This is a genomic window from Holdemanella porci (genome assembly GCF_019052655.1).
Classification (GTDB): domain Bacteria; phylum Bacillota_I; class Bacilli_A; order Erysipelotrichales; family Erysipelotrichaceae; genus Holdemanella; species Holdemanella hominis.
This window is the reverse complement of the sequence record NZ_JAHQVB010000008.1, coordinates 1-19,189: the sequence shown is the minus strand read 5'-3', so window position 1 is coordinate 19,189 and position 19,189 is coordinate 1. Positions and strand designations below refer to the sequence as shown.

Below are 19,189 nucleotides of genomic sequence, written 5' to 3'. Positions count from 1 at the left end.
GATTTATAATTCGGGTTCCTGTGTCTTTTGCTTTTTCGGAACCTGGTTGTGGAGAATTGCTTCCACATTTTTGTCTACGGTTCTTAAATCTTGTGTCAGATCCTTTAGAGATCGGATGGATGATTTTTGCTGGTCGATCTGTTCCTGCAAGCTGTTTTTTTGTTCCTTCAATGTTTTGATAGGAAGCATCTTTCCATCGGGATAAAAAGATTTCAGCCAGTCACGGGCTTCTTCATATGCCTGAATTTCAGCGGTGTGTTCCTTTCGGAATCTGCCTTTGTTTTTCGCCTTTAAAAATTCGGTATAGATTGCTTTCTGTGAAAAATATTGTCCGGTGTAATGGATCTGACGGTTGATGTTTTTCAAATCTGCATTCATTTTCATTAGCTGATCTGTTGCCTGATCTAACTGTTTTTGAGATTCGGAAAAGGCATTTTTTAATTCGATTTGGGTATTGTATCCATGTTCTTGCACATAGATAATGGTATTTGCCATTTCTTGAAGATTGGATATTTTTACCCGATGAGCATATCCGGGACTTTGCATTGCTTTCACATTTTTCTGAAGATCTACTACCAACCGTAAATGCGATCTGACATAAAGAATGGTTATCGGATCTTTTCGTAAGAAGAGCTGTTCTAAATGTTCTTTGCCGTATTGAGTTCCCAAAGCCTTCTCTGTAATCCGTTTGTTCCGATCCGGATGGAGATAACGATATCTTCCTCTTTCTTCAATGACGGAAATCTGATATTTTTCAAAAAGAAGAGATTGAAATTCTTGAAAGCTTTTAGAATGCGAGCTGCATTCTTCGATGGCATTTCGGAGTTCCTGCTTCTGCGTCTGAAACATTGTGGCATTTGGTTTCAATCCATCTGCAATGATTTTTTTGTTGGTCTCTTCTAATTTTTTCTGCCCGGATTTTTGGGCCATATATTCAGCCTGTGTGATCTTTGTTTCAGCCGGAGAGAGAAGATCAACCTGATGAAGTCCCTCCTGGATGCACATATCCATAATTTCCTTTTTGAAATAATTCAGGAATTTATTTGTGGATCGGTGTTTGTATCCGGCAATTTCTTCATGGGGCTTATCCATGTAACGTTGCCTTCTGACAGCTTCCTTACGGACGCTGTTGATCACAATATGCGTATGGATATTGCCGGAACCATTGTGACCATCGGTATGTGTCACGATAAGAGCCTGATATCCCGGAAATATTTTTTTGGCAAGGTCTAAAGATAGAGCCTGTGCTTTTTCTCCCGTCAGATCACATTCAATAGCATCAGCAGGATCATAACTGATGATATAGTGATGACTTTTGATTTCAGATGATTTTTTGTTTTTATGAAATTTCGCATTTGTCAGACTACACTCCTTGTCAAAAGACATCGGATCACAGTTGAGACCATCCATGTAGAACTCATCTCTTAAAAGACTTCGCCCCATTTCATCTTTTATCTTTTTTCCAGTGCTCTCATCATGTTGGAAAAGCAGATAATCAATGGCATTTGAATAGTTGGCATTTCTACTTTTGATGTGTTTTAGTATTGCCATGAAAATCACCTGCCATTTCTAACACTTTTTTTCGCAAGAGGAAGAGGTCGGAGATACATTGATGGATTTCATTTTCCATAGCCTGGGAATGAGTTCCACCGGTATTAAAATACTTGGCGATCTGGTTCAGATTGGAACCGATTTTACCGTATTGCCCGACCAGCTCCCGAAGTACTTTGATGTCTGCGACAACTTCATAATGAATTTGAATTGGTCTATTTAGGAACAATCTTCGTAGATATTCTGAACGAGAGATTCCCACAGAGCTTGCGGCCTGATTTAATATTTCCAATTCAATGTCTGTAAGTTTCAGACAGATTATGTTTCGATGCTTCAATTCCTTTGATTTTTCTTTTGGTGGCATACTCCTCCTTCCTTTCTAAACTGTGACATCGAATAGTGTTACAGTTCACTAATTTTTATCGGCTGTCCCTTCCGATAGAGAATTAGTGCAGTATCCATTTTTGTGGATACTGACTGCATCTTTGATGCAAAAGCGAGGGTATGGGGAAACGTAATCCCCATCAAGATACCTAACCCGGGGATAAGACCGTTCTCATAAAATGAGGATACGGTATTACCCGGGTGGATCTTGCTCTTGAAAGATTAACCCTCTCATATAACGAAAGGCTCAGGGCAGAAAATACAGGGTGAGATAGAAAAAAAGTAAAAAAACTGCTATACTACAATTCAGAACAAAGCAAAAAAAACGATTTTGAGAATAGAGGTATGAAGAAAATGGTAAAACCAATTATGAAAGATATATTTTTTCTGGGACAAAAATCTGAACCGGCAACAAAAGCCGATCTTCAAGTTGGAAAAGATTTAATGGATACGTTAGCTGCGAACCGTGAGGGATGTGTTGGAATGGCAGCGAATATGATCGGTGTGAAAAAAAGTGTCATTATTGTAAATATGGGATTCGTAGATGTGGTAATGTTTAATCCTGTATTGGTAAGAAAAGAATCACCTTATGAAACTGAAGAAGGATGCTTATCTCTTACAGGAGTGCGTAAGACAACGAGATATCAGATGATAGAAGTTGAATATCTGGATATGAATTGGAAGAAACAGAAATTGAAACTTGATGGTTGGACTGCACAGATTTGTCAGCATGAGCTGGATCATTTGGAGGGCATACTGATTTAAGCCGAGAGAAATTTACAGGAGTGATACTTTATGGGAACGGAAAGAACAGATGAATTATATAAGGTTTTACTTACCAAAGGATATCCGAAAGAACTTTGTGCAGAAATAGCCTATAAGAATCTGAATACAGATTATACAGCGACCAGGATGTTGGGATACTTGTATCGTTACACAGAGCCCAGATTGGAAGATGTGATAGATGAAATGATTGCAATCCTAAGTGACCGGGAAGAAATCATAAAGAAAAAAGAAATGGAGCAGTCGCAGGCTGTTATAAATGAGATTTATAGAAATGGATTATAAATTTTTTTAGTCACCCTGTAAAAATCCTCTTTTTCCTTTCGTTATATAGAAGGATCTTTTTCCTTCCTATATGTATGAAAGAAGAAAGAGGGTTTTTTATATGTCAGAAAAAAGATGTTATACCGTAAAAGAGATTCAGGAAATTTTAGATGTAAGCCGCCCGACAGTCTATGCATTATTAAAGAAAAAAGAGTTCCGATGGATCCAGTTGGATGGAGGAAAGTATAGAATTTCAAAAAAGAGTTTTGATGACTGGCTTGATAAACAGCCGGAGTAAAAAATCTGGGATGTTGGTTGAGAGAAAAAGTCGCAATCGACATCCTAATTTTTTATTTGAAAATGATGTATGATGCAGAAAAGAAAGGAGAGTTGATCAGATGAATCAAGTTGTTATAGAAGAAACTTCGTTTGAAGAAGTGCTTTCAGAAATAGAGGAGAACAGTAAATACAAACGACTTCCTCCAAAGGAAAAAACCTGGATGACAGTTCCAGAGATTGGAAATCTTTTGGGACTAAAGAAGACAGGCAGATACTGGCTGGTTCAGAAAAATTATTTTGAATGCAGAGAAATCGCAGGACAGATGCGAGTGAATATTGCGAGCTTTGAGAAATGGTATGCAAACCAGGTGAAGTATCATAAAGTGAACGGGGAAGAACCGGGGAAAAACCTAAAAAAATGGTCTTATTCCATATCAGAAGTTGCCAAGATGTTGGGGATTAGTGAAACTACGGTTTATGATCTGATTAGACGTGACGGTATAAAAACAGTTACTGTTGATTACTGGATCAGGATTCCGAAAAAATCTTTTCAGGAATGGTATGAGAAGCAATCGAAATATCGCACACAGAAAGACAGGGAAAAGGACAAGGAGCTGGAAGGAGCAACAATTACCATGCCAGAAATGGCAAGGCTTCTGGGAATTCCAAGACGTCAGGTATATGAGATTTTGAAGAATTCTAAATACAGCCATTTTTTTGAAACGATTGAAATTGCAGAGAAGAAAAGAATTACAAAAGAGAGCTTTCAGAAATTTTTAGATGGACAAGATCATTATAAATTGGATCCGGCCAACGATTATGAAGAGTTGTCAATGGAACAAAATTTTAGTTTGGCAAATTACAGGCGAAAGAAATTAGCCAAAACCGGAGATCGTAGTAAGAATGGAAATCTGAGTTATCTGACATTTGATGAGGCAGCGTTTCTTGCAAAGGTCAGTAGAGGGATGATTTACAAATGGATGGATGATGGGAAATTTTCAGCAGTGAAGATTGGAAACATATCCAGAGTAAAAAGAGATGAATTTGAAGCTTGGTTGGAAGAAAGGAAAGGGAATTAGCATGGCATCGATCAGAGAACGAAACGGAAAATTTAATGTGATCTATAACTATAAGGATGATTCCGGTAAACGGAGACAGAAGTGGGAAACATATGATACAAAAGCAGAAGCAAAGAAGCGAAAAAGAGAAATCGAATATAAACAGGAAATGGGCGCACTTGTTGTGAGAAAGTGCAATACATTGTCGGATCTGCTCACGGAATACGTTTCTTTGTATGGAAAAGAAAAATGGGCATTATCCACTTATGAAGGGAATGTAGGGCTGATCAGAAATTATATTGAGCCTATGGTTGGCTCTGTGAAACTTTCGGAGATTAACACCCGCTTTATGGAAAAATATTATCAGGGATTGCTACAGACAAAAGCAGTCGGAAATCCGGTGAAGGGGAATAAGAAAAATGAATTTGTTTCTGCGAGTACTGTCAGAGAAATCCACAAGCTGCTCCGTAATTGTTTTGAGCAGGCAATCAAATGGGAGATGATAGAAAAAAATCCGTGCACCTATGCAACGGTGCCGAAACATAAATCACAGAAACGGGAAATCTGGACAGCAGAAACCTTGATGTATGCAATGGATGTCTGTGAAGACGAACGGCTGAAGCTGGCAATCAATCTGTCATTTTCCTGTTCCCTACGATTAGGGGAAGTGCTTGGTTTGACCTGGGATTGTGTAGATATTTCTCCGGAAGCAATCGAAGAGAATCGTGCATACGTTTATATCAATAAAGAAACACAACGGGTAACAAAGGAAACTCTGAAAAATCTGGAAGGGAAAGATGTGTTGCTGGTATTTCCTTCGCAACATAAAACCAACAAAACTGTTCAGATTTTAAAAACACCAAAAACAGAAAGCAGTATCCGTAAGGTATTTCTTCCCAAAAGCGTTGCTAATATGTTGGTTGAGTGGAAAGCGGAGCAGGACGAAGTAAAAGAAGTCTTAGGTGAGGAATATATAGATTATAATTTGGTGATGGCAACGACATTTGGAAATCCCATTGGTACCGGAGCAATCCGGGGACAATTAAATAAACTGATCGAAGAATATAATCTTCCGCCGGTTGTCTTTCATAGTTTGAGACATAGCAGCGTGACATATAAATTAAAACTGAATGGCGGAGATATCAAAGCGGTTCAAGGGGATTCCGGGCATTCACAAGTGGATATGGTAACAGATGTGTATTCCCATATTATTGATGAGGATCGAAGACGAAATGCAGAATTATTCGAGGAAGCGTTCTATGAGAAGAAAAACCTGGATCCAAAGATGCGAGAGGAAACCACAACTCAGACAGTAGATGTGCCGGATGATGTGGATGCAGAGCTGCTTGCAAAAGTATTGGCAAATCCGGAAATGAAAGCACTATTGGCTTCGTTGGCAAAGGCGATGAAGTAATGAAAAATAGTGAAATTTTAGTGGAAAATTCGATGTGCAGAATTTTCAGCAAGTTAAAATATAAAACAGCAGTTTTTATCCAACTATTGAAAGTTTCATCCAAAATGGGGTATAATATGGACGAAAGAACAAAGGAATGGATGATAAACCTAAGGAAGGTAGGTGTAGAGGTGAGAAAGTTTGATTATATGAAATTAGCAGATAGATTGTGGGATGGAGAAGTCGTGTCATATATTGCAAAAATTCATGAATGTAAAGGGCGTCAGGAATTATTTACAAGGCAGAAGCCGGTTGAACTGGAGCGTTTGATAGAAATTGCACGTGTACAGAGTACAGAGGCATCAAATAAAATAGAAGGTATTGTTACAACAAGTACACGTATTAAACAGCTTATGAATGAGAAAACAACACCTAAATCACGAGATGAAAGTGAAATTGTTGGATATCGTGATGTACTTAATACCATTCATGAGAGTCATGATTTCATACCAATTAGAACAGCATATATTTTACAATTACATCGTGATTTGTTAAAACATGCAGGTCTTTCCTATGGAGGTCAATTTAAGAATACACAGAATTATATCAATGAGACAAAGGCTGATGGAACAGTAGTAACAAGATTTATTCCGTTGTCACCGTATGAAACGGAACAGGCAATAGAGGCAATTTGTGAAAGTTATAGAAGAACATTGGCAATGGAAACGGTTGATCCGTTGATTTTAATTCCAACATTTATTTCTGACTTCCTTTGTATCCATCCATTCAATGATGGAAACGGAAGAATGAGCAGATTACTGACTTTATTGCTTCTGTATCAAAATGGATATGAAGTTGGAAAGTATATCAGTATAGAGAAGCAGATTGAAAAAACCAAAGATGCGTATTACGATGTATTGGAACGAATTGATTATGGATGGCACGAGGAAGAGAATGATCCAACTCCTTTTATTAAGTATATGCTTCAGGTAATTCTCGCTTGTTACAAAGAATTTGAAGAGCGAGTTGGATTGATGTCAGAAAAAAATAGAAGTACGGTATATGATGTTGTTAAAAATTATGTAACTGAAAAAATAGGTAAATTTACTGGTGCGGAGGTTATCGCAGCATGCCCGATTGGTAGTCGATCAGCTGTTTTAAATGCATTGAATAAGCTTACAAAAGAAGAGATAATTGTAAAGTGCGGTTCAGGGAGGGGAACGTTCTATGTACGGAAAGATGCTATGGAAAATGAGAACCTTCCCCAATAGAGGTGATATTATTCATAATATGTTGGAATATGTTGATATTGCTGGAGAGTATGTTTAAATCAGGTAAATGCCCGAAAAGTCTTAATGAAAATCACAATATACGAAAAAAAGGAAGGGATTTTAATGCTGAATATTTATTATGGTGATATGAAAGAAGCTGTATATAATACATCGGCTTATTTTAAATATGATTATGAAGATAGTTGGATTGTAGATCCTTTTGTGAAAGAAATGATTCAAGATGTAGATAAGTCAACAGTTTTGGATAGTGGAGTAATAGATAGTCCGGTTTTAGGAAAGATTCCGCCAACCGGGTTATCCGGAGGAGTAAAAACGTTAATCCTTTTTAAGTTTAATAAAGATAAAATTTTCAACGTATCAACCTGTGGAGATAACTGTGCGAAATGGCTGCTTAAAATTGCAGAATCGGAAGACAGGACTGTAAATCTGAGGCATCTGATGGATTTCGGTAAGGAACCTTTTGAAATTCGTATTTTGAATACTAATGAAATTGTTCATTCTATGAAAGAACTGGTACCGATTGCAGGAGAATTTGTCTAATGGAGGGGTGGTACGATGAGAGGGAAACATAGAGTTATTGTATCAACAAAACGCTTAAAATATGATTTTGAAATTCGGAAAAATTTAACGATCATTCGCGGGGACAGCGCTACGGGAAAAACTACTCTTGTAGATATAATTCAGGAATATGTGAACAATCCAACAGGAAGTCCGGTAGATTTGACATGCGATAAGAAATGTTATGTGCTGGAAGGTGCTTTGTGGAAAGGACAACTGGCGGAGATTACGGACAGTATCGTATTTATTGATGAGGGAAATGATTTTATCAAGACTGAGGAGTTTGCTAGAGAAATTCAGAAAACAGATAATTATTATGTGATTGTAACGAGAGAATCCTTGCCAGCTTTACCATATAGTGTGGAAGAAATTTATGGGATCCGGACATCCGGGAAGTATGGAACATTGAAGCAAAGTTACCATGAATTATATCGGATATATGGGACAAATGAGTAGCTTGGAGAATATGCATGGACTATAAGTAGCAGGAGATCACTATGTTAAAAATATATTTAGGAAATATGGAGAATGCGATTTATCATCCTCCGACTTATTTCGATAATCGATATGAGGATGAATGGATTACAAACGAATTATCAATCAGAATAATTAAAGCTGTAGATAAGTCAGAAGTGATAAGTTCTCATCTGATACAAAGTCCAGTATTAGGAACGATTTCCACAAAAGAACTGTCAGGTTCTGTAAAGACATTGATGCTGATGGCATTTGACCAATCTGGAAAAGTGTTTAATGCGTCTGTATGTGGAGATGATTGTGCAAAATGGATTCTTTCTATAGGTAAATCAAAAGACTTGACAATAAATTTAAGACATATTATGGATTTTGGAGAAGAAGATTTTGAAATAGAAATTCTCAATACAGGTGATATTGTTCATAATATGTTGGAATATGTTGATATTGCAGGAGAGTATGTTTAGATCAGGTAAATGCCTGAAAAATATAACTTTACTAATGTTTTGGATGTCACTACAAGTAATATATCATGGGAGTTACATTTGAAAAGCGTGAATCTATTCATGACGGACAAACAGAAAGATGATATTTTTTCATCATTTATTACGGATGAAATTTCTGATTTTAATTCTAATGTATATTATACGAATCCGGATTACTTGCGATGTTCCTATTTAGAAGGAAAAATGTTGGCATAAAAAATTTACATTATCAGTAGTCAAAACACCGTAGACAACCAGTCTAAAGTACGGTATTATATATGTAGAAATCAATTCAATTTCATATTGTTTATCATTCTCGAATGCTTGAACGATGGTAGCCATATTTTTCATAATGGTGGTGACACGAAGGTATTCCCCAAGTATTAGCTGATGCAAATATTCTGCTAATAAACAGGTCTTATCTAAGGCATATATGTGGGGTACAGGAATTGACTTGATTTGACTCGGAAGTAGAAAAAAGCCGTGACTTTAAAGGGCTTATAATGATAGTTCTTGTCTGGAATTGACACTACCTATTCGCTCTCCTAAGCGAAAGGTCGTAAGTTCAAATCTTATCGGGGACACCATATAGCTCATAAATAAATGTTTTTTAGCATCTTCTTATCAGAAATTAGATGAATTTATCTGCTTTTCCAGCTAATATGCATCTTTTAAGAACACTTGATGAGTGGTCAAACATAAGAGTATTAGAAATATAAAACAAGACAATATGAACAAACTCCTTTTACATAGCCAGAAAATCCTGATATATGAGAAAGGAGTTTTTATTATGCGAAATTGTAAAGTAATCGCAGTCACAAATCAAATAAGAAAAAATCATTTAATTTGTAGATTGTTAGTTAAAATGATATATTATGAAGGAAGAGTCGGTATGGAGACTATAAACCCATGCCATTGATCGGAACAAAGACCTAAAACTTGTTCTAGTGCAGAGAAAACTGCTAAACATCTTAAAAGGCGAGCAATCGCCTTTTAATTTTGTGGAGGAAATAAGTATGTTAAACAATAAAGCATTCGACCTTTGGGCAGATGGTTACGACAAAACTGTCGGCATTTCTGATGAGAAAAACACATATCCTTTTGCTGGTTACAAAAAGGTACTTGGATTCATTTTTCAGACTATAATGAAAACTGAAAATGCCATTGTTTTGGATATTGGGTTCGGGACAGGTACATTAACAACAAAGCTATATGAGCAAGGGTGCTCCATATATGGACAGGACTTTTCATCTAGGATGATTGAGTTGGCATCTGAGAAAATGCCCAATGCACATTTATATCAGGGGGACTTTTCAAAAGAGCTTGTCGAACCATTGCAAAATTTTCGTTATGATTATATTGTTGCGACATACTCTTTGCATCATTTGACGGATGATCAGAAGAAAGATTTCTTTCTAGAATTGCGTAATCACTTAAAGAAAAACGGCAAAATTATAATCGGCGATGTTGCCTTTGAAACACGAAAGGATTTAGAACAGTGTAAATTGAAGGCAGGAGACACATGGGATAATGATGAAATCTACTTTGTCGTTGAAGAACTGAGAAAAGATTTTCCAGGTCTTTTATTTACGAAAATGTCCAGTTGCGCTGGTGTCCTGATTTTGGACTGACAAATTCAAGTTTATTGAAAAAAGAAAGAAGTGATAGCATTGACAAGAATTTGCTGTTCTCATTGTGGTCATGAAACGGCAAAAAATTGTTTATAGAATTCCAATAATGACTACTCAACTTCAAAAAGATATAGATGATCATAAAATTTATTTGGTACGTGGTAAAACGATGCCACCTTCAAGTCGATATTGTTTTCATTGTCATAAAGATGTTTGTTATTCATTTTTACCTATTGATGAAACTTCTACTACTTCAGTTGAATCTGAAATGGGTGGTTTTTATGAAGGATATCAAAAGATTGTTGTAAAAAAGATTAAAGATTGGTTTGTTGATTCTTATTCAGATTCTATTGGTACTTTAGAATGCAAAACAAGTATTGATTTAACTGAAAAGGAATATAAGAAGTTTATCCATAATATATATCCTACATTAAAGAATGGAATGAAAACTATGATGATTTAGATATTTGTGATAAAACAACCTGGTCTATTATTATAAAAGCAATTAACAGTTTAGGTTTACCTGAATTTCAATAGGCATTAGCACTTCAGCTAGTGCTTTTCTTTAATCAAGTGAGCAACATAATGTTCACACTATTAGAAATTAAAAGAATCATTCTATTACCGAAAATTTAATAATTTTTAAAAAGTGGGAATAGGAGAGAATGTTATGCAACTTATTGTTAGAAAAAATATTTAGATGAGTTGATTGAATTATATGGTACACCCGATATAAAGGTTATTACTGGAATTCGTTGTAGTGGGAATCAGTATTACTTCAGGAATTTATCACATATTTAAAATCATTAAATGAACAAATCAATATTGTGATGATTAATCTTCAAGAGTTGGAATTGATCATTTGTTAGAATATCATGCCTTGCATAAATATATTATGAATCAATACAAAGAAAAAATGACAAATGTACTGTTAATTGATGAGGTACAGATGTGTCCTCAATTTGAACTTGCAATTAATAGCATTTATGCAAAAGGAATCTATGATATTTATATTACAGGTTCTAATGCGTTTTTACTCAGCTCAGATTTGGCAACACTGTTTACTGGAAGAACAATGGAAATAAAAGTATACCCATTTTCATTTAAGGAATATCTAACTTATTATAAAATCACAGATGGATATGATGATGCTTTTGATCAATACGTCAAAACTGGAGGAATGCCAGGTGCTTATGTCTATAAAACGGAAAATCGACAATATGACTATGTACGAGATGTTTATTCAACTATTATCATTCGAGATTTAGTTGAAAAGTATAAGATAAGAAATAAACTAGAATTTACGAATATATCCGAATTTATGATGGATAACATTGGAAACTTTCTTTCTCCAAATAATATCTGTGAGACTTTAAAGAATAATCAAAGTGAAATAACAAGAAAGACTGTTTCAAAATACATTGGTTATTTAGAAAATGCTTTTCTATTTTATGAAGCAAAACGATATGATTTGAAAGGAAAAAAATACCTAACCAACAATAGTAAGTATTATCTTTGTGACTCTTCTTTTCGTTATGCAGTAAATGGTACACGAAATATGGACTATGGAAGAGTATACGAAAATATTGTTTATTTAGAGCTACGTAGAAGAGGTTATGAAGTATATGTTGGCAAACTGTATAAAAAAGAAATCGACTTTGTTGCCAAGAAACGTGATACACAAATATATATTCAAGTAAGTGATAATATTTCGGATGAAAAAAACATTTGAAAAAGAATACACACCATTACTTGCGATAAAAGATGCATACCCTAAGTTGATTATTACAAGAACATGTCATGAAACATATGATTATCAAGGTATTCAAGTTATTGATCTTTGCAGATGGCTTAGAGAAGAATAACGATTCGTTTTCAAAAGCATCATGGGTTCTTTCCAGACAATGTCTGGATGACTTTATTGTATGAGTTAAATCTACAGTGTTACTTAACTGAAAATAATTAGGTGCCTAAAAATCAGTACAGAGCATTACCACTTTGGTAGTGCTTGATGCTAGTATATTTATAGGACAGGTAAAACATCTCGAATTTGATTTGATAAGGAACCAATCACATTAAAAATAGAATGAGATATTGAACATGACTGTCCTAGATATTGTAGATTCTTGTGCATATGTTACAATGTCAAGATAATAAAAAAGGAGTATAAAAAAATGTCAAAAAACAATAAAGCCTATGACCAAGAATTTAAAGAAAATGTTATTAATTATGTTTTAGAACATCCAGAAGAAAAATACACTGCGCTTGGAAATAAATTCGGTGTTCATCCTACAACAATTGGTGGTTGGATGAAACAATATCGCAGCAATGATAATCAAGTCATCGTTAGAGGCAGTGGTAATTATGCAAGTGATGAAGCTAAAGAAATCGCCAAATTGAAAAAGGAACTAAAAGACACAAAGGACGCGTTAGAAGTATTAAAAAAAGCTATTGGCATAATGGGCAAGTAAAGCAGCGTGAAATCTACGAAGCGGATGATCAACAAAAGAAAAAAGATCAAACCATTTCCGTAGCCAGTGTGCTAAAAACAATTGGGGTTATTCGTTCAGGTTTCTATAGCTATAAAAAGAATGAAAATCTACCTACTCAGACACAAATAAGAAATGAGCATCTTCAAAAAAGAAATCAAGAAAAATTATAGCATGGGTATTAACGCGAACAATGGATGCGGACAAGGTGTTAGAATGCTTAATAAAAGCTAAAGAAAGACGTGAAACTGATCATCCGATTGTGATCCAAAGTGACCGCGGAGTACAGTATACATCAGAATTATACCAGCGATTAACTAAAGGTATGGTTGTTAGCTATTCATGGAAAGGAACTCCATGGGGCAATGCGTGCATTGAATCTTTTCATTCCTTGATAAAAAGAGAATGGCTACAATTTTATAAAATTGATAATTATTATGGAGTATATAAAATCGTATTTGAATATATAGAAGGATTTTATAATACAACACGAATTCATTCACATTGTGGATATGAATCTCCACAAGATTTTGAAAACAATATTTGAAACATAAACATTAAAAAACCAGATATTTAAGTTGTCTTAAATCTGGCGTAGTATCAAATTATAGATGATTTCGGACTTATGAATCTTGATGTCGAGAAATGTAGACATCTATTTGAAATTCTTGATTCAAGAGAAAGTAGAAAATCGACAGTGATAGTTTCTCAAATCCCAGTAAAAGAATTGTACGATTTATTTAAGGATTGTGCATACGCTGACGCGTGTTTAGATCGAGTCCTATGTAAAGCATATCGTTTAGAATTCAAAGGTGAATCACTAAGAAATCAAAAATTTTGACACACCGATTGACCGCTACAGATACACCGATGGTTCGCTAAACGCGCACCATTTTTCCGTCATATGCATAGGTCAAAATGCTAATATTCGCCAAAAGCATGTAAAGGTGCAATAATTCAATAAAATGCATAAAATCCTATAGCTTTTATCTTTTTTTTAAAATTTTGCAGTTAATTTAGTATGAAATGGATTGTGATTATCTGATGGATTTATCTTTCAAAGAAAGTTATAAATTAAATGCATATGACGGAAAGACAATAAAAAGGCATCCAAGACTCCGTTGTTTAAAGACGGAGAGGGATACCAATCTGAATATATACATAAGCTGTAAACTTATGTCAATTCCCACCTATACAAAGATATTGAAAGATTATTTAAAATATTAACAAGGAATCCAATGGTCTCCAACCCATTTATTCAATGTTTGATTCCATAATCTTTTATATAATTTTCCATTTATAACTTTGTATTTCCAGACCAGCTTCTCTTGGCATGGCATAGTAACATAAATATTTGCAGAGGCTTTAGTTTCATTTGCCAAAACAGGTGTTACTCTATTCATTGATGCGATCAATACTAACATAATCATTATTTTTTTTCATAAATTATTTACTCCTTTATAATTGGAACAGCTTTAAAACAATCATCGTTTGGATTTGATATTTTGAAACGTGTTTTGCCTAATACTAATTCATATGTTCCGTCTTTATGTTTAATAATATATCCCTTGTCTATATCTGATTGATCATAAAAATCCTCGTTGTTTGGAGGATCAAATGCAGACTCCAAAATAATGCTGTTTGTAAGTAATGGAAGAGCTAATACGACAATCATTAGAATTTTGCTCGTTTTTTTTCGATACATTCCATCCATTAAATAATTTATACGATATTCTAATACATTTGCATTATCTTGAATCATAAAATGTGTAGATTGTCCATTAAATTCATTTCTACCTTGAATGTTTTTTTGGATTTCTATAAGCGTATGCATATATTTCATTACTTCCTCTTTAGAAAATGGATTCGTTGTTTGATAGTCTACACGCATTTCCAAAAATAAATCAATCTTGTCTCTTAATCTATATACTGGAATAAACCACCAATACATGATAACTAACAGATTGATAATCTGTTTATTGCACACATCATGATTTTTAATATGCCATGTTTCGTGAAGTAATACATTTTTTAAATTTTCTTGTGAAAGGCATACGTCTGGTATCAATATAGTTTTATTAAAGCCCATGACCATAGGGGAAGAAACATAGTTCGTTCTTAATACTACATAATTTTCTTCTTGATAGTTATCAATAAAATTGCTTATATGATAATGTTCTGAATGTTTTTCAATACGTTTGTACATGTCTTTGGTAATTTGAATTGCGCGAATCCATTTAATCAGGTTCCATATAATACCTAATACCCAAACTAATAATAAGAATTGATATACTTGCACATTTGCATAAATTTTATATTGCAACAGTACAATGATTGGATTCATGATTGTGGGCACTATAATGGTTTTAGTAAATTTGAATTCAAGTGGCACAAACATTCTTACTACGACAACAACGATTAGTACTGTTATAAAATCTGTCCGAAATAATTTATAACTTTTTTTATATGAAAGTAAAATGTCTAACAGAAGAATCAACAAAAAACTGATACACAAAGTAATGAAAAGAGATGATGCAGAAAATCGCATTATTTTAACTCTTTCTCTTTTTCTTGAATCAAATTCTTTAATTGTTCAATCATCTGTAAATCATCTGTGTGCTCAACAAAATAAGCTGAAATTTTTGCTCGTGTATCTTCGCCAATAAATGAATTCACATATTCTGCTTCGGATATAACTGGTCTATATAATCTTGTGATTGCCTTCTTGTTCTGTCCGATTCCTGCAACCTTGATATATTTTATCTCTAATAATTTTTGTAGCGTTTGCTGAATCGTATTGATACTCAAATCTTTGGAAGCTAATTTAATATCGTTTGCAGACATTGCAACATCATGCTTCCATAAGATATCCATGATCTCATTTTCCTTCTTAGTAAATTGAATGTATTTCATGTAAGTTCCTCCATTTAATTTTTTTATGTATATATCTTCTCTTAAATTATATGATTAAATATTTATTTTTTCAATTTGAATATGATTAATTATAACGAATATAAAAAAAGATAAATGATATAAATATATGTATTGTATTTTTAAGGGTTTTATATTATATTTGAATTAGAGATATCGCTATCCATAAAAGAACAAAATAAGAAAGAGAGTAAATTGATGAAAAAAACATTTTCTTTATTTATTTGCTCAATGCTGAGCATTATGTGTTTTACTAGTCCTATTTTGGCTAATGAAGATACATTAAATGAGCAGAATTTAACTGAAGAACAAAAAGAAATACTTGAAACGATGCCTGAAAGAGAACAAGAATATTTAGATTATGGGTTTCAGGCACCAATTTATGGTGATTTTAAGAATCCAACAACAAGATCAGCAACTGGTTCATGGTCTTGGAGAGATGGCGTGATATGTGTAACAACCGAAGGGTTTGGGACTAATACTGTTAATACTTGGCATTCTGCAATAGTAGCTCCGCAACGAATTGAGGCGGTAATTGAAGCACAAAAGCCGGGGAAAACAGCAGATTTTAGGCATGGAGTATGGACAAGTAGTACACATACAATTTGGCAAGTGGGTGTTAAGAGCACAACCGTTAATCAAGATTATAATGCTGGTTATTGGGCTGGACAGCAAAAAGGTAAACCTTACAATCTTAATTTTTGGAACTGTTATCAAACTGGTAGTTTTTATTGTTCTCAATTAGTATGGGCAGCTTATTATTATACTGCAGGTGTTAATTTAAATAAATCTGATAATGATATCGGTGGTGCAATCGCAGTACATCCAGGAGAATTTGTTAAAAATTCTAAAACATTAATTACATATAGGAATAGATGATTTTCCCAGATTATGAAGCAGTTTAAATTGTACAAACACATTAAAAAAATTATTTCATACTGTATAATCGCATTCCTTTTGATTGGAACAGTAGGTTGTCAAAAAACAAATCGTTTTGAAACTTCAGACGAGGTTGATTTTTATGTGCTAGGCAGCGATGGAATAATTGGCTATCAATTCAATGATGAAAAGTTAAATGAAATAACCAAAACAGATATTAAGATTATAAATACGAATATAAACCCTGTGGTTCATCGTTCTGAATTGTTAAATCAGTATTTAGTATTTACCGAAGAAGATTTTCCTGGTCGAGATAAGCAATCTTTAGTTTCAATAGACTTCAACACAGGGTTAATTCATCGTTATCAAACGGACCATTGTGCATATACATCATCAGGAACTTCTCATAATTACTATTTTGCATCTACTACAGGAGAAAACTCGTTTATTTCAGTTTATACACCAGAATTAGAAGAAGTGGAATATCTAAAACTTGAGAAGGATATGTTATTTAGTGATTTCATTACTTCGTCTGATAAAGTTTATACTATTGGAACAGAGGTTGAAGCCACAGAAGTTGAAAATGGGAAGAATTATTTTAAAAATATTTTGATTTCTATTTCTGAAAATGATGGTGATTTTTCAATAGATACAATAAAAGAACTTGAAGCCAATAAAGAGAAGCAATATTTCTTTAGTGATGTTATTACAAAAGGGAATTATTTATACGCTGTTTCAGCGGGTTGGCGAGATCTTGGTAGTTTAGAAAAAATATATGCTGGTGCAATATATAGATATGACTTAGTTAACGAAACAAGTGAATTCTATACGATTGAAGAAATATTTCCTTCCGATATTTATGATATTGGAGATGATTTTCTTGCTATATCACATGAATCGATAACTATAGATAAACTGGGTTTTACTATTTTTAATTATGAAACATTGCAAAGCGAATTTGTTGATATTTCACCGTATGCCATTTCTGAAAATGAAAGAATTGTAGATATTAAAAGATTAGACTTAAATCATCTTTTACTTCTTACCGAGAATCAATTGATTGTGTATGATATACTAAAAAGTACTATCACACTTCAGTTAAAATGTGATGATACTTTAGGAACGGTTTTTCATATATGGATTAATTAAGAATAATATCAATACATTAAGTTTTATTTGTTAATAATCTGATAAGGCAATTTGTCTTATTTCATAAAACAGTATAAGGGGCGCATATACCCCAAAACGGTTTATAGCTAATATCGGGCTCGAATAACAAATAAAAAGGGAGGGATTGCTGATACAACCCTACTCTTCTAGATATCAAAAAATATAAGTTTTATAAGACTTATGTTTTTATAAAAATGATGTAAATAAAAACTATAGAGAAGTGAACAATGTTATCTATTATTGAACTGTGATAGCATTAATAGCATTGAATTTTGATTTATAATCTATAAAAAACACATAAGGAGATTGATACCCATGGGAACCAATAATTTTTAATCTTAGCAGGTATATTAGAGGATAATGATCATAATAATGTGAACAAATTTTAATTCGAACGAGTATTTTTATTATAACGGAAAGGGATGATGGATAATATGAAAGATAAATTTGCACAGTTTTCTGGGATATCTATTATGTTAGTAAGCGCAAGTATGACGCTATTTACACATTTGGTTGATGGTTATTATGAATTAAAAAATGTATTAAGTATTATTATAACTCTTTATATCTGTATAAATTTAGTCATAGTGATTTATCTTTATTGTAAAGATTAGAACAGAGAATAGGAGAATAATGTGATGAATAAAATTAAAAAGATATTTTCGTGTATGTGCGTTCATTTTATCTATTACTTTGATTAACGTTGATGCTAGGGCATATGAGACTAAAACTGATGAACAAATTTTAGCTGAAATGCAACAAATGCAAGATCGAATAACAGAAACTTTAATTATAGAAGATAATAAATATATTTATGATTATGATACAATCAAAGAAATAGTTGATGTTTATGACTTTGATGAATTTAATCAAGTAGCAGGAACGAATTATACGAAAGAAAGTTTCTTAGATATTGCAATTGATTCTATTGAAAATACAGATTTAACTCCACAAGTTATACCTACGGGAATATGTGGTTAGACTTGGAAAATCGAAGGTTGGAATTATGTAAGAACTGCTCAAACCAAAGCTGTATCAAATGCTTTAGTTAACGATGCAAAAAATTATGCAGAAATAATTCGTGCTGGTGGAACCATTGGTGGTGCAGCAACTGCAGCTGTTCCAGCAGTTGCTGCAATTTTGATTGCATCTTCAGTATTGGGGGTTGCATATTATAATACGTTTGCAAATAATTTATCATATCAAAATTCATTGTCAAAATGTGGAACTGTAATTGATATCAATAAATTTTATTTTCATTATCAAATTTGGAATCAGGCTAACTACAATGGATAAAAAATTGTAGAAAAAAGTGCGCAATAAATTTGGATGTGGTAAGGTGAATTTGCTCTTCAAGATTTTAAGGGGCGGCATATACCCCAAAACGGTTTATAGCTGATATTGGACTTGGACAACATTTAGTTGTCCGGGTCTTTTTTTCAATTATTTTAATGCTTGTTGATTGCCAAATTATTTGAATATGAAAGTTAATAATCTAATCACATTAAAGTAAGCGTCAAATTTAAAGGTGGTACAAATAAACTGCTGACGAATATATAATAAAGCCATCC

The 19,189-nt window shown here is 33.5% G+C and carries 25 protein-coding genes and 1 tRNA gene; 21 read left to right on the top strand and 5 right to left on the bottom strand.

Annotated elements, in window-relative coordinates; all coding sequences use genetic code 11:
- Window positions 1-3 precede the first annotated feature (3 nt).
- The gene (locus KTQ83_RS02805) at window positions 4-1,551 is read right to left on the bottom strand and encodes a relaxase/mobilization nuclease domain-containing protein (protein ID WP_016439441.1); all 1,548 of its coding nucleotides are present in this window, start codon (window positions 1,549-1,551) and stop codon (window positions 4-6) included.
- The gene (locus KTQ83_RS02800; RefSeq protein ID WP_016439442.1) at window positions 1,523-1,915 is read right to left on the bottom strand and encodes a plasmid mobilization protein; all 393 of its coding nucleotides are present in this window, start codon (window positions 1,913-1,915) and stop codon (window positions 1,523-1,525) included. Before KTQ83_RS02800 ends, KTQ83_RS02805 begins: the two co-directional genes overlap by 29 nt.
- Before the next feature lie 365 nt (window positions 1,916-2,280).
- On the opposite strand from KTQ83_RS02800, the gene KTQ83_RS02795 reads away from it, so the two are divergent.
- From KTQ83_RS02795 to KTQ83_RS02720, 18 genes are all read left to right on the top strand, one after another.
- Window positions 2,281-2,700, top strand: coding sequence for a peptide deformylase (locus KTQ83_RS02795; protein WP_330390373.1), 420 nt, complete (start codon window positions 2,281-2,283; stop codon window positions 2,698-2,700).
- A 30-nt stretch (window positions 2,701-2,730) separates the two neighbouring features.
- Window positions 2,731-3,003, top strand: a complete 273-nt coding sequence (locus KTQ83_RS02790; protein WP_009247019.1) for a hypothetical protein — start codon at window positions 2,731-2,733, stop codon at window positions 3,001-3,003.
- Between the two features lie 100 nt (window positions 3,004-3,103).
- Window positions 3,104-3,280: a helix-turn-helix domain-containing protein gene (locus KTQ83_RS02785; RefSeq protein ID WP_009247018.1), complete on the top strand. Its 177-nt coding sequence runs from the start codon at window positions 3,104-3,106 to the stop codon at window positions 3,278-3,280.
- A gap of 100 nt (window positions 3,281-3,380) precedes the next feature.
- Window positions 3,381-4,340 (top strand): helix-turn-helix domain-containing protein, encoded by a 960-nt coding sequence (locus KTQ83_RS02780; protein WP_009247017.1) that lies wholly within the window; start codon window positions 3,381-3,383, stop codon window positions 4,338-4,340.
- Window position 4,341: 1 nt separating this feature from the next.
- Window positions 4,342-5,733 carry a site-specific integrase gene (locus tag KTQ83_RS02775; protein ID WP_039925177.1) on the top strand — a complete coding sequence of 464 codons (1,392 nt, stop codon included), beginning with the start codon at window positions 4,342-4,344 and terminating at the stop codon, window positions 5,731-5,733.
- Window positions 5,734-5,921: 188 nt separating this feature from the next.
- Window positions 5,922-6,983, top strand: a complete 1,062-nt coding sequence (locus KTQ83_RS02770) for a Fic family protein (RefSeq protein WP_244975745.1) — start codon at window positions 5,922-5,924, stop codon at window positions 6,981-6,983.
- 84 nt (window positions 6,984-7,067) lie between these two features.
- A complete protein-coding gene (locus KTQ83_RS02765) occupies window positions 7,068-7,544 on the top strand; it encodes a DUF4869 domain-containing protein (RefSeq protein ID WP_244975744.1) in 477 nt (158 codons plus the stop codon).
- Between the two features lie 15 nt (window positions 7,545-7,559).
- Complete coding sequence (locus KTQ83_RS02760) at window positions 7,560-8,018, top strand: Fis family transcriptional regulator (RefSeq protein WP_008977274.1); 459 nt, start codon at window positions 7,560-7,562, stop codon at window positions 8,016-8,018.
- A gap of 41 nt (window positions 8,019-8,059) precedes the next feature.
- Window positions 8,060-8,500, top strand: coding sequence for a DUF4869 domain-containing protein (locus tag KTQ83_RS02755; protein WP_009247014.1), 441 nt, complete (start codon window positions 8,060-8,062; stop codon window positions 8,498-8,500).
- Between the two features lie 99 nt (window positions 8,501-8,599).
- Entirely contained in the window at window positions 8,600-8,734 is a 135-nt protein-coding gene (locus tag KTQ83_RS12480; protein WP_279217270.1) for a hypothetical protein, read from the top strand.
- Between the two features lie 293 nt (window positions 8,735-9,027).
- Window positions 9,028-9,105: transfer RNA gene (locus KTQ83_RS02750), tRNA-Arg, on the top strand.
- Window positions 9,106-9,534: 429 nt separating this feature from the next.
- Window positions 9,535-10,149: a class I SAM-dependent methyltransferase gene (locus tag KTQ83_RS02745; RefSeq protein ID WP_217255959.1), complete on the top strand. Its 615-nt coding sequence runs from the start codon at window positions 9,535-9,537 to the stop codon at window positions 10,147-10,149.
- 106 nt (window positions 10,150-10,255) lie between these two features.
- Window positions 10,256-10,612: a hypothetical protein gene (locus KTQ83_RS02740; protein WP_217255958.1), complete on the top strand. Its 357-nt coding sequence runs from the start codon at window positions 10,256-10,258 to the stop codon at window positions 10,610-10,612.
- 432 nt (window positions 10,613-11,044) lie between these two features.
- Window positions 11,045-11,881, top strand: coding sequence for an ATP-binding protein (locus KTQ83_RS02735; protein ID WP_244975743.1), 837 nt, complete (start codon window positions 11,045-11,047; stop codon window positions 11,879-11,881).
- Window positions 11,865-12,014, top strand: a complete 150-nt coding sequence (locus tag KTQ83_RS12215) for a hypothetical protein (RefSeq protein ID WP_244975742.1) — start codon at window positions 11,865-11,867, stop codon at window positions 12,012-12,014. Before KTQ83_RS02735 ends, KTQ83_RS12215 begins: the two co-directional genes overlap by 17 nt.
- Window positions 12,015-12,323: 309 nt before the next feature.
- The gene (locus tag KTQ83_RS02730; RefSeq protein WP_217255957.1) at window positions 12,324-12,620 is read left to right on the top strand and encodes a transposase; all 297 of its coding nucleotides are present in this window, start codon (window positions 12,324-12,326) and stop codon (window positions 12,618-12,620) included.
- Window positions 12,621-12,804: 184 nt separating this feature from the next.
- The gene (locus tag KTQ83_RS12615; RefSeq protein WP_333791012.1) at window positions 12,805-13,185 is read left to right on the top strand and encodes an integrase core domain-containing protein; all 381 of its coding nucleotides are present in this window, start codon (window positions 12,805-12,807) and stop codon (window positions 13,183-13,185) included.
- A 57-nt stretch (window positions 13,186-13,242) separates the two neighbouring features.
- Window positions 13,243-13,479, top strand: coding sequence for an ATP-binding protein (locus tag KTQ83_RS02720; protein ID WP_342367244.1), 237 nt, complete (start codon window positions 13,243-13,245; stop codon window positions 13,477-13,479).
- 382 nt (window positions 13,480-13,861) lie between these two features.
- Here KTQ83_RS02720 and KTQ83_RS02715 read toward each other — a convergent pair whose 3' ends face one another.
- The 3 genes from KTQ83_RS02715 to KTQ83_RS02705 are packed head-to-tail and all read right to left on the bottom strand — an operon-like array spanning window position 13,862 to window position 15,551.
- Complete coding sequence (locus KTQ83_RS02715) at window positions 13,862-14,068, bottom strand: hypothetical protein (RefSeq protein ID WP_217255955.1); 207 nt, start codon at window positions 14,066-14,068, stop codon at window positions 13,862-13,864.
- Window positions 14,069-14,088: 20 nt separating this feature from the next.
- Window positions 14,089-15,186, bottom strand: a complete 1,098-nt coding sequence (locus KTQ83_RS02710) for a M56 family metallopeptidase (protein WP_217255954.1) — start codon at window positions 15,184-15,186, stop codon at window positions 14,089-14,091.
- Window positions 15,186-15,551, bottom strand: coding sequence for a BlaI/MecI/CopY family transcriptional regulator (locus KTQ83_RS02705; protein WP_217255953.1), 366 nt, complete (start codon window positions 15,549-15,551; stop codon window positions 15,186-15,188). The genes KTQ83_RS02710 and KTQ83_RS02705 overlap by 1 nt, the downstream gene beginning before the upstream one ends.
- 216 nt (window positions 15,552-15,767) lie before the next feature.
- Between KTQ83_RS02705 and KTQ83_RS02700 the strand changes: the two genes are divergently transcribed.
- The 3 genes from KTQ83_RS02700 (at window position 15,768) to KTQ83_RS02690 (ending at window position 18,599) form a co-directional block, all read left to right on the top strand.
- Window positions 15,768-16,448: a YiiX/YebB-like N1pC/P60 family cysteine hydrolase gene (locus tag KTQ83_RS02700; protein ID WP_217255952.1), complete on the top strand. Its 681-nt coding sequence runs from the start codon at window positions 15,768-15,770 to the stop codon at window positions 16,446-16,448.
- A gap of 78 nt (window positions 16,449-16,526) precedes the next feature.
- Window positions 16,527-17,597 carry a hypothetical protein gene (locus tag KTQ83_RS02695; protein ID WP_217255951.1) on the top strand — a complete coding sequence of 357 codons (1,071 nt, stop codon included), beginning with the start codon at window positions 16,527-16,529 and terminating at the stop codon, window positions 17,595-17,597.
- A gap of 714 nt (window positions 17,598-18,311) precedes the next feature.
- Complete coding sequence (locus tag KTQ83_RS02690; protein ID WP_217255950.1) at window positions 18,312-18,599, top strand: hypothetical protein; 288 nt, start codon at window positions 18,312-18,314, stop codon at window positions 18,597-18,599.
- The last annotated feature ends 590 nt before the right edge of the window (window positions 18,600-19,189 follow it).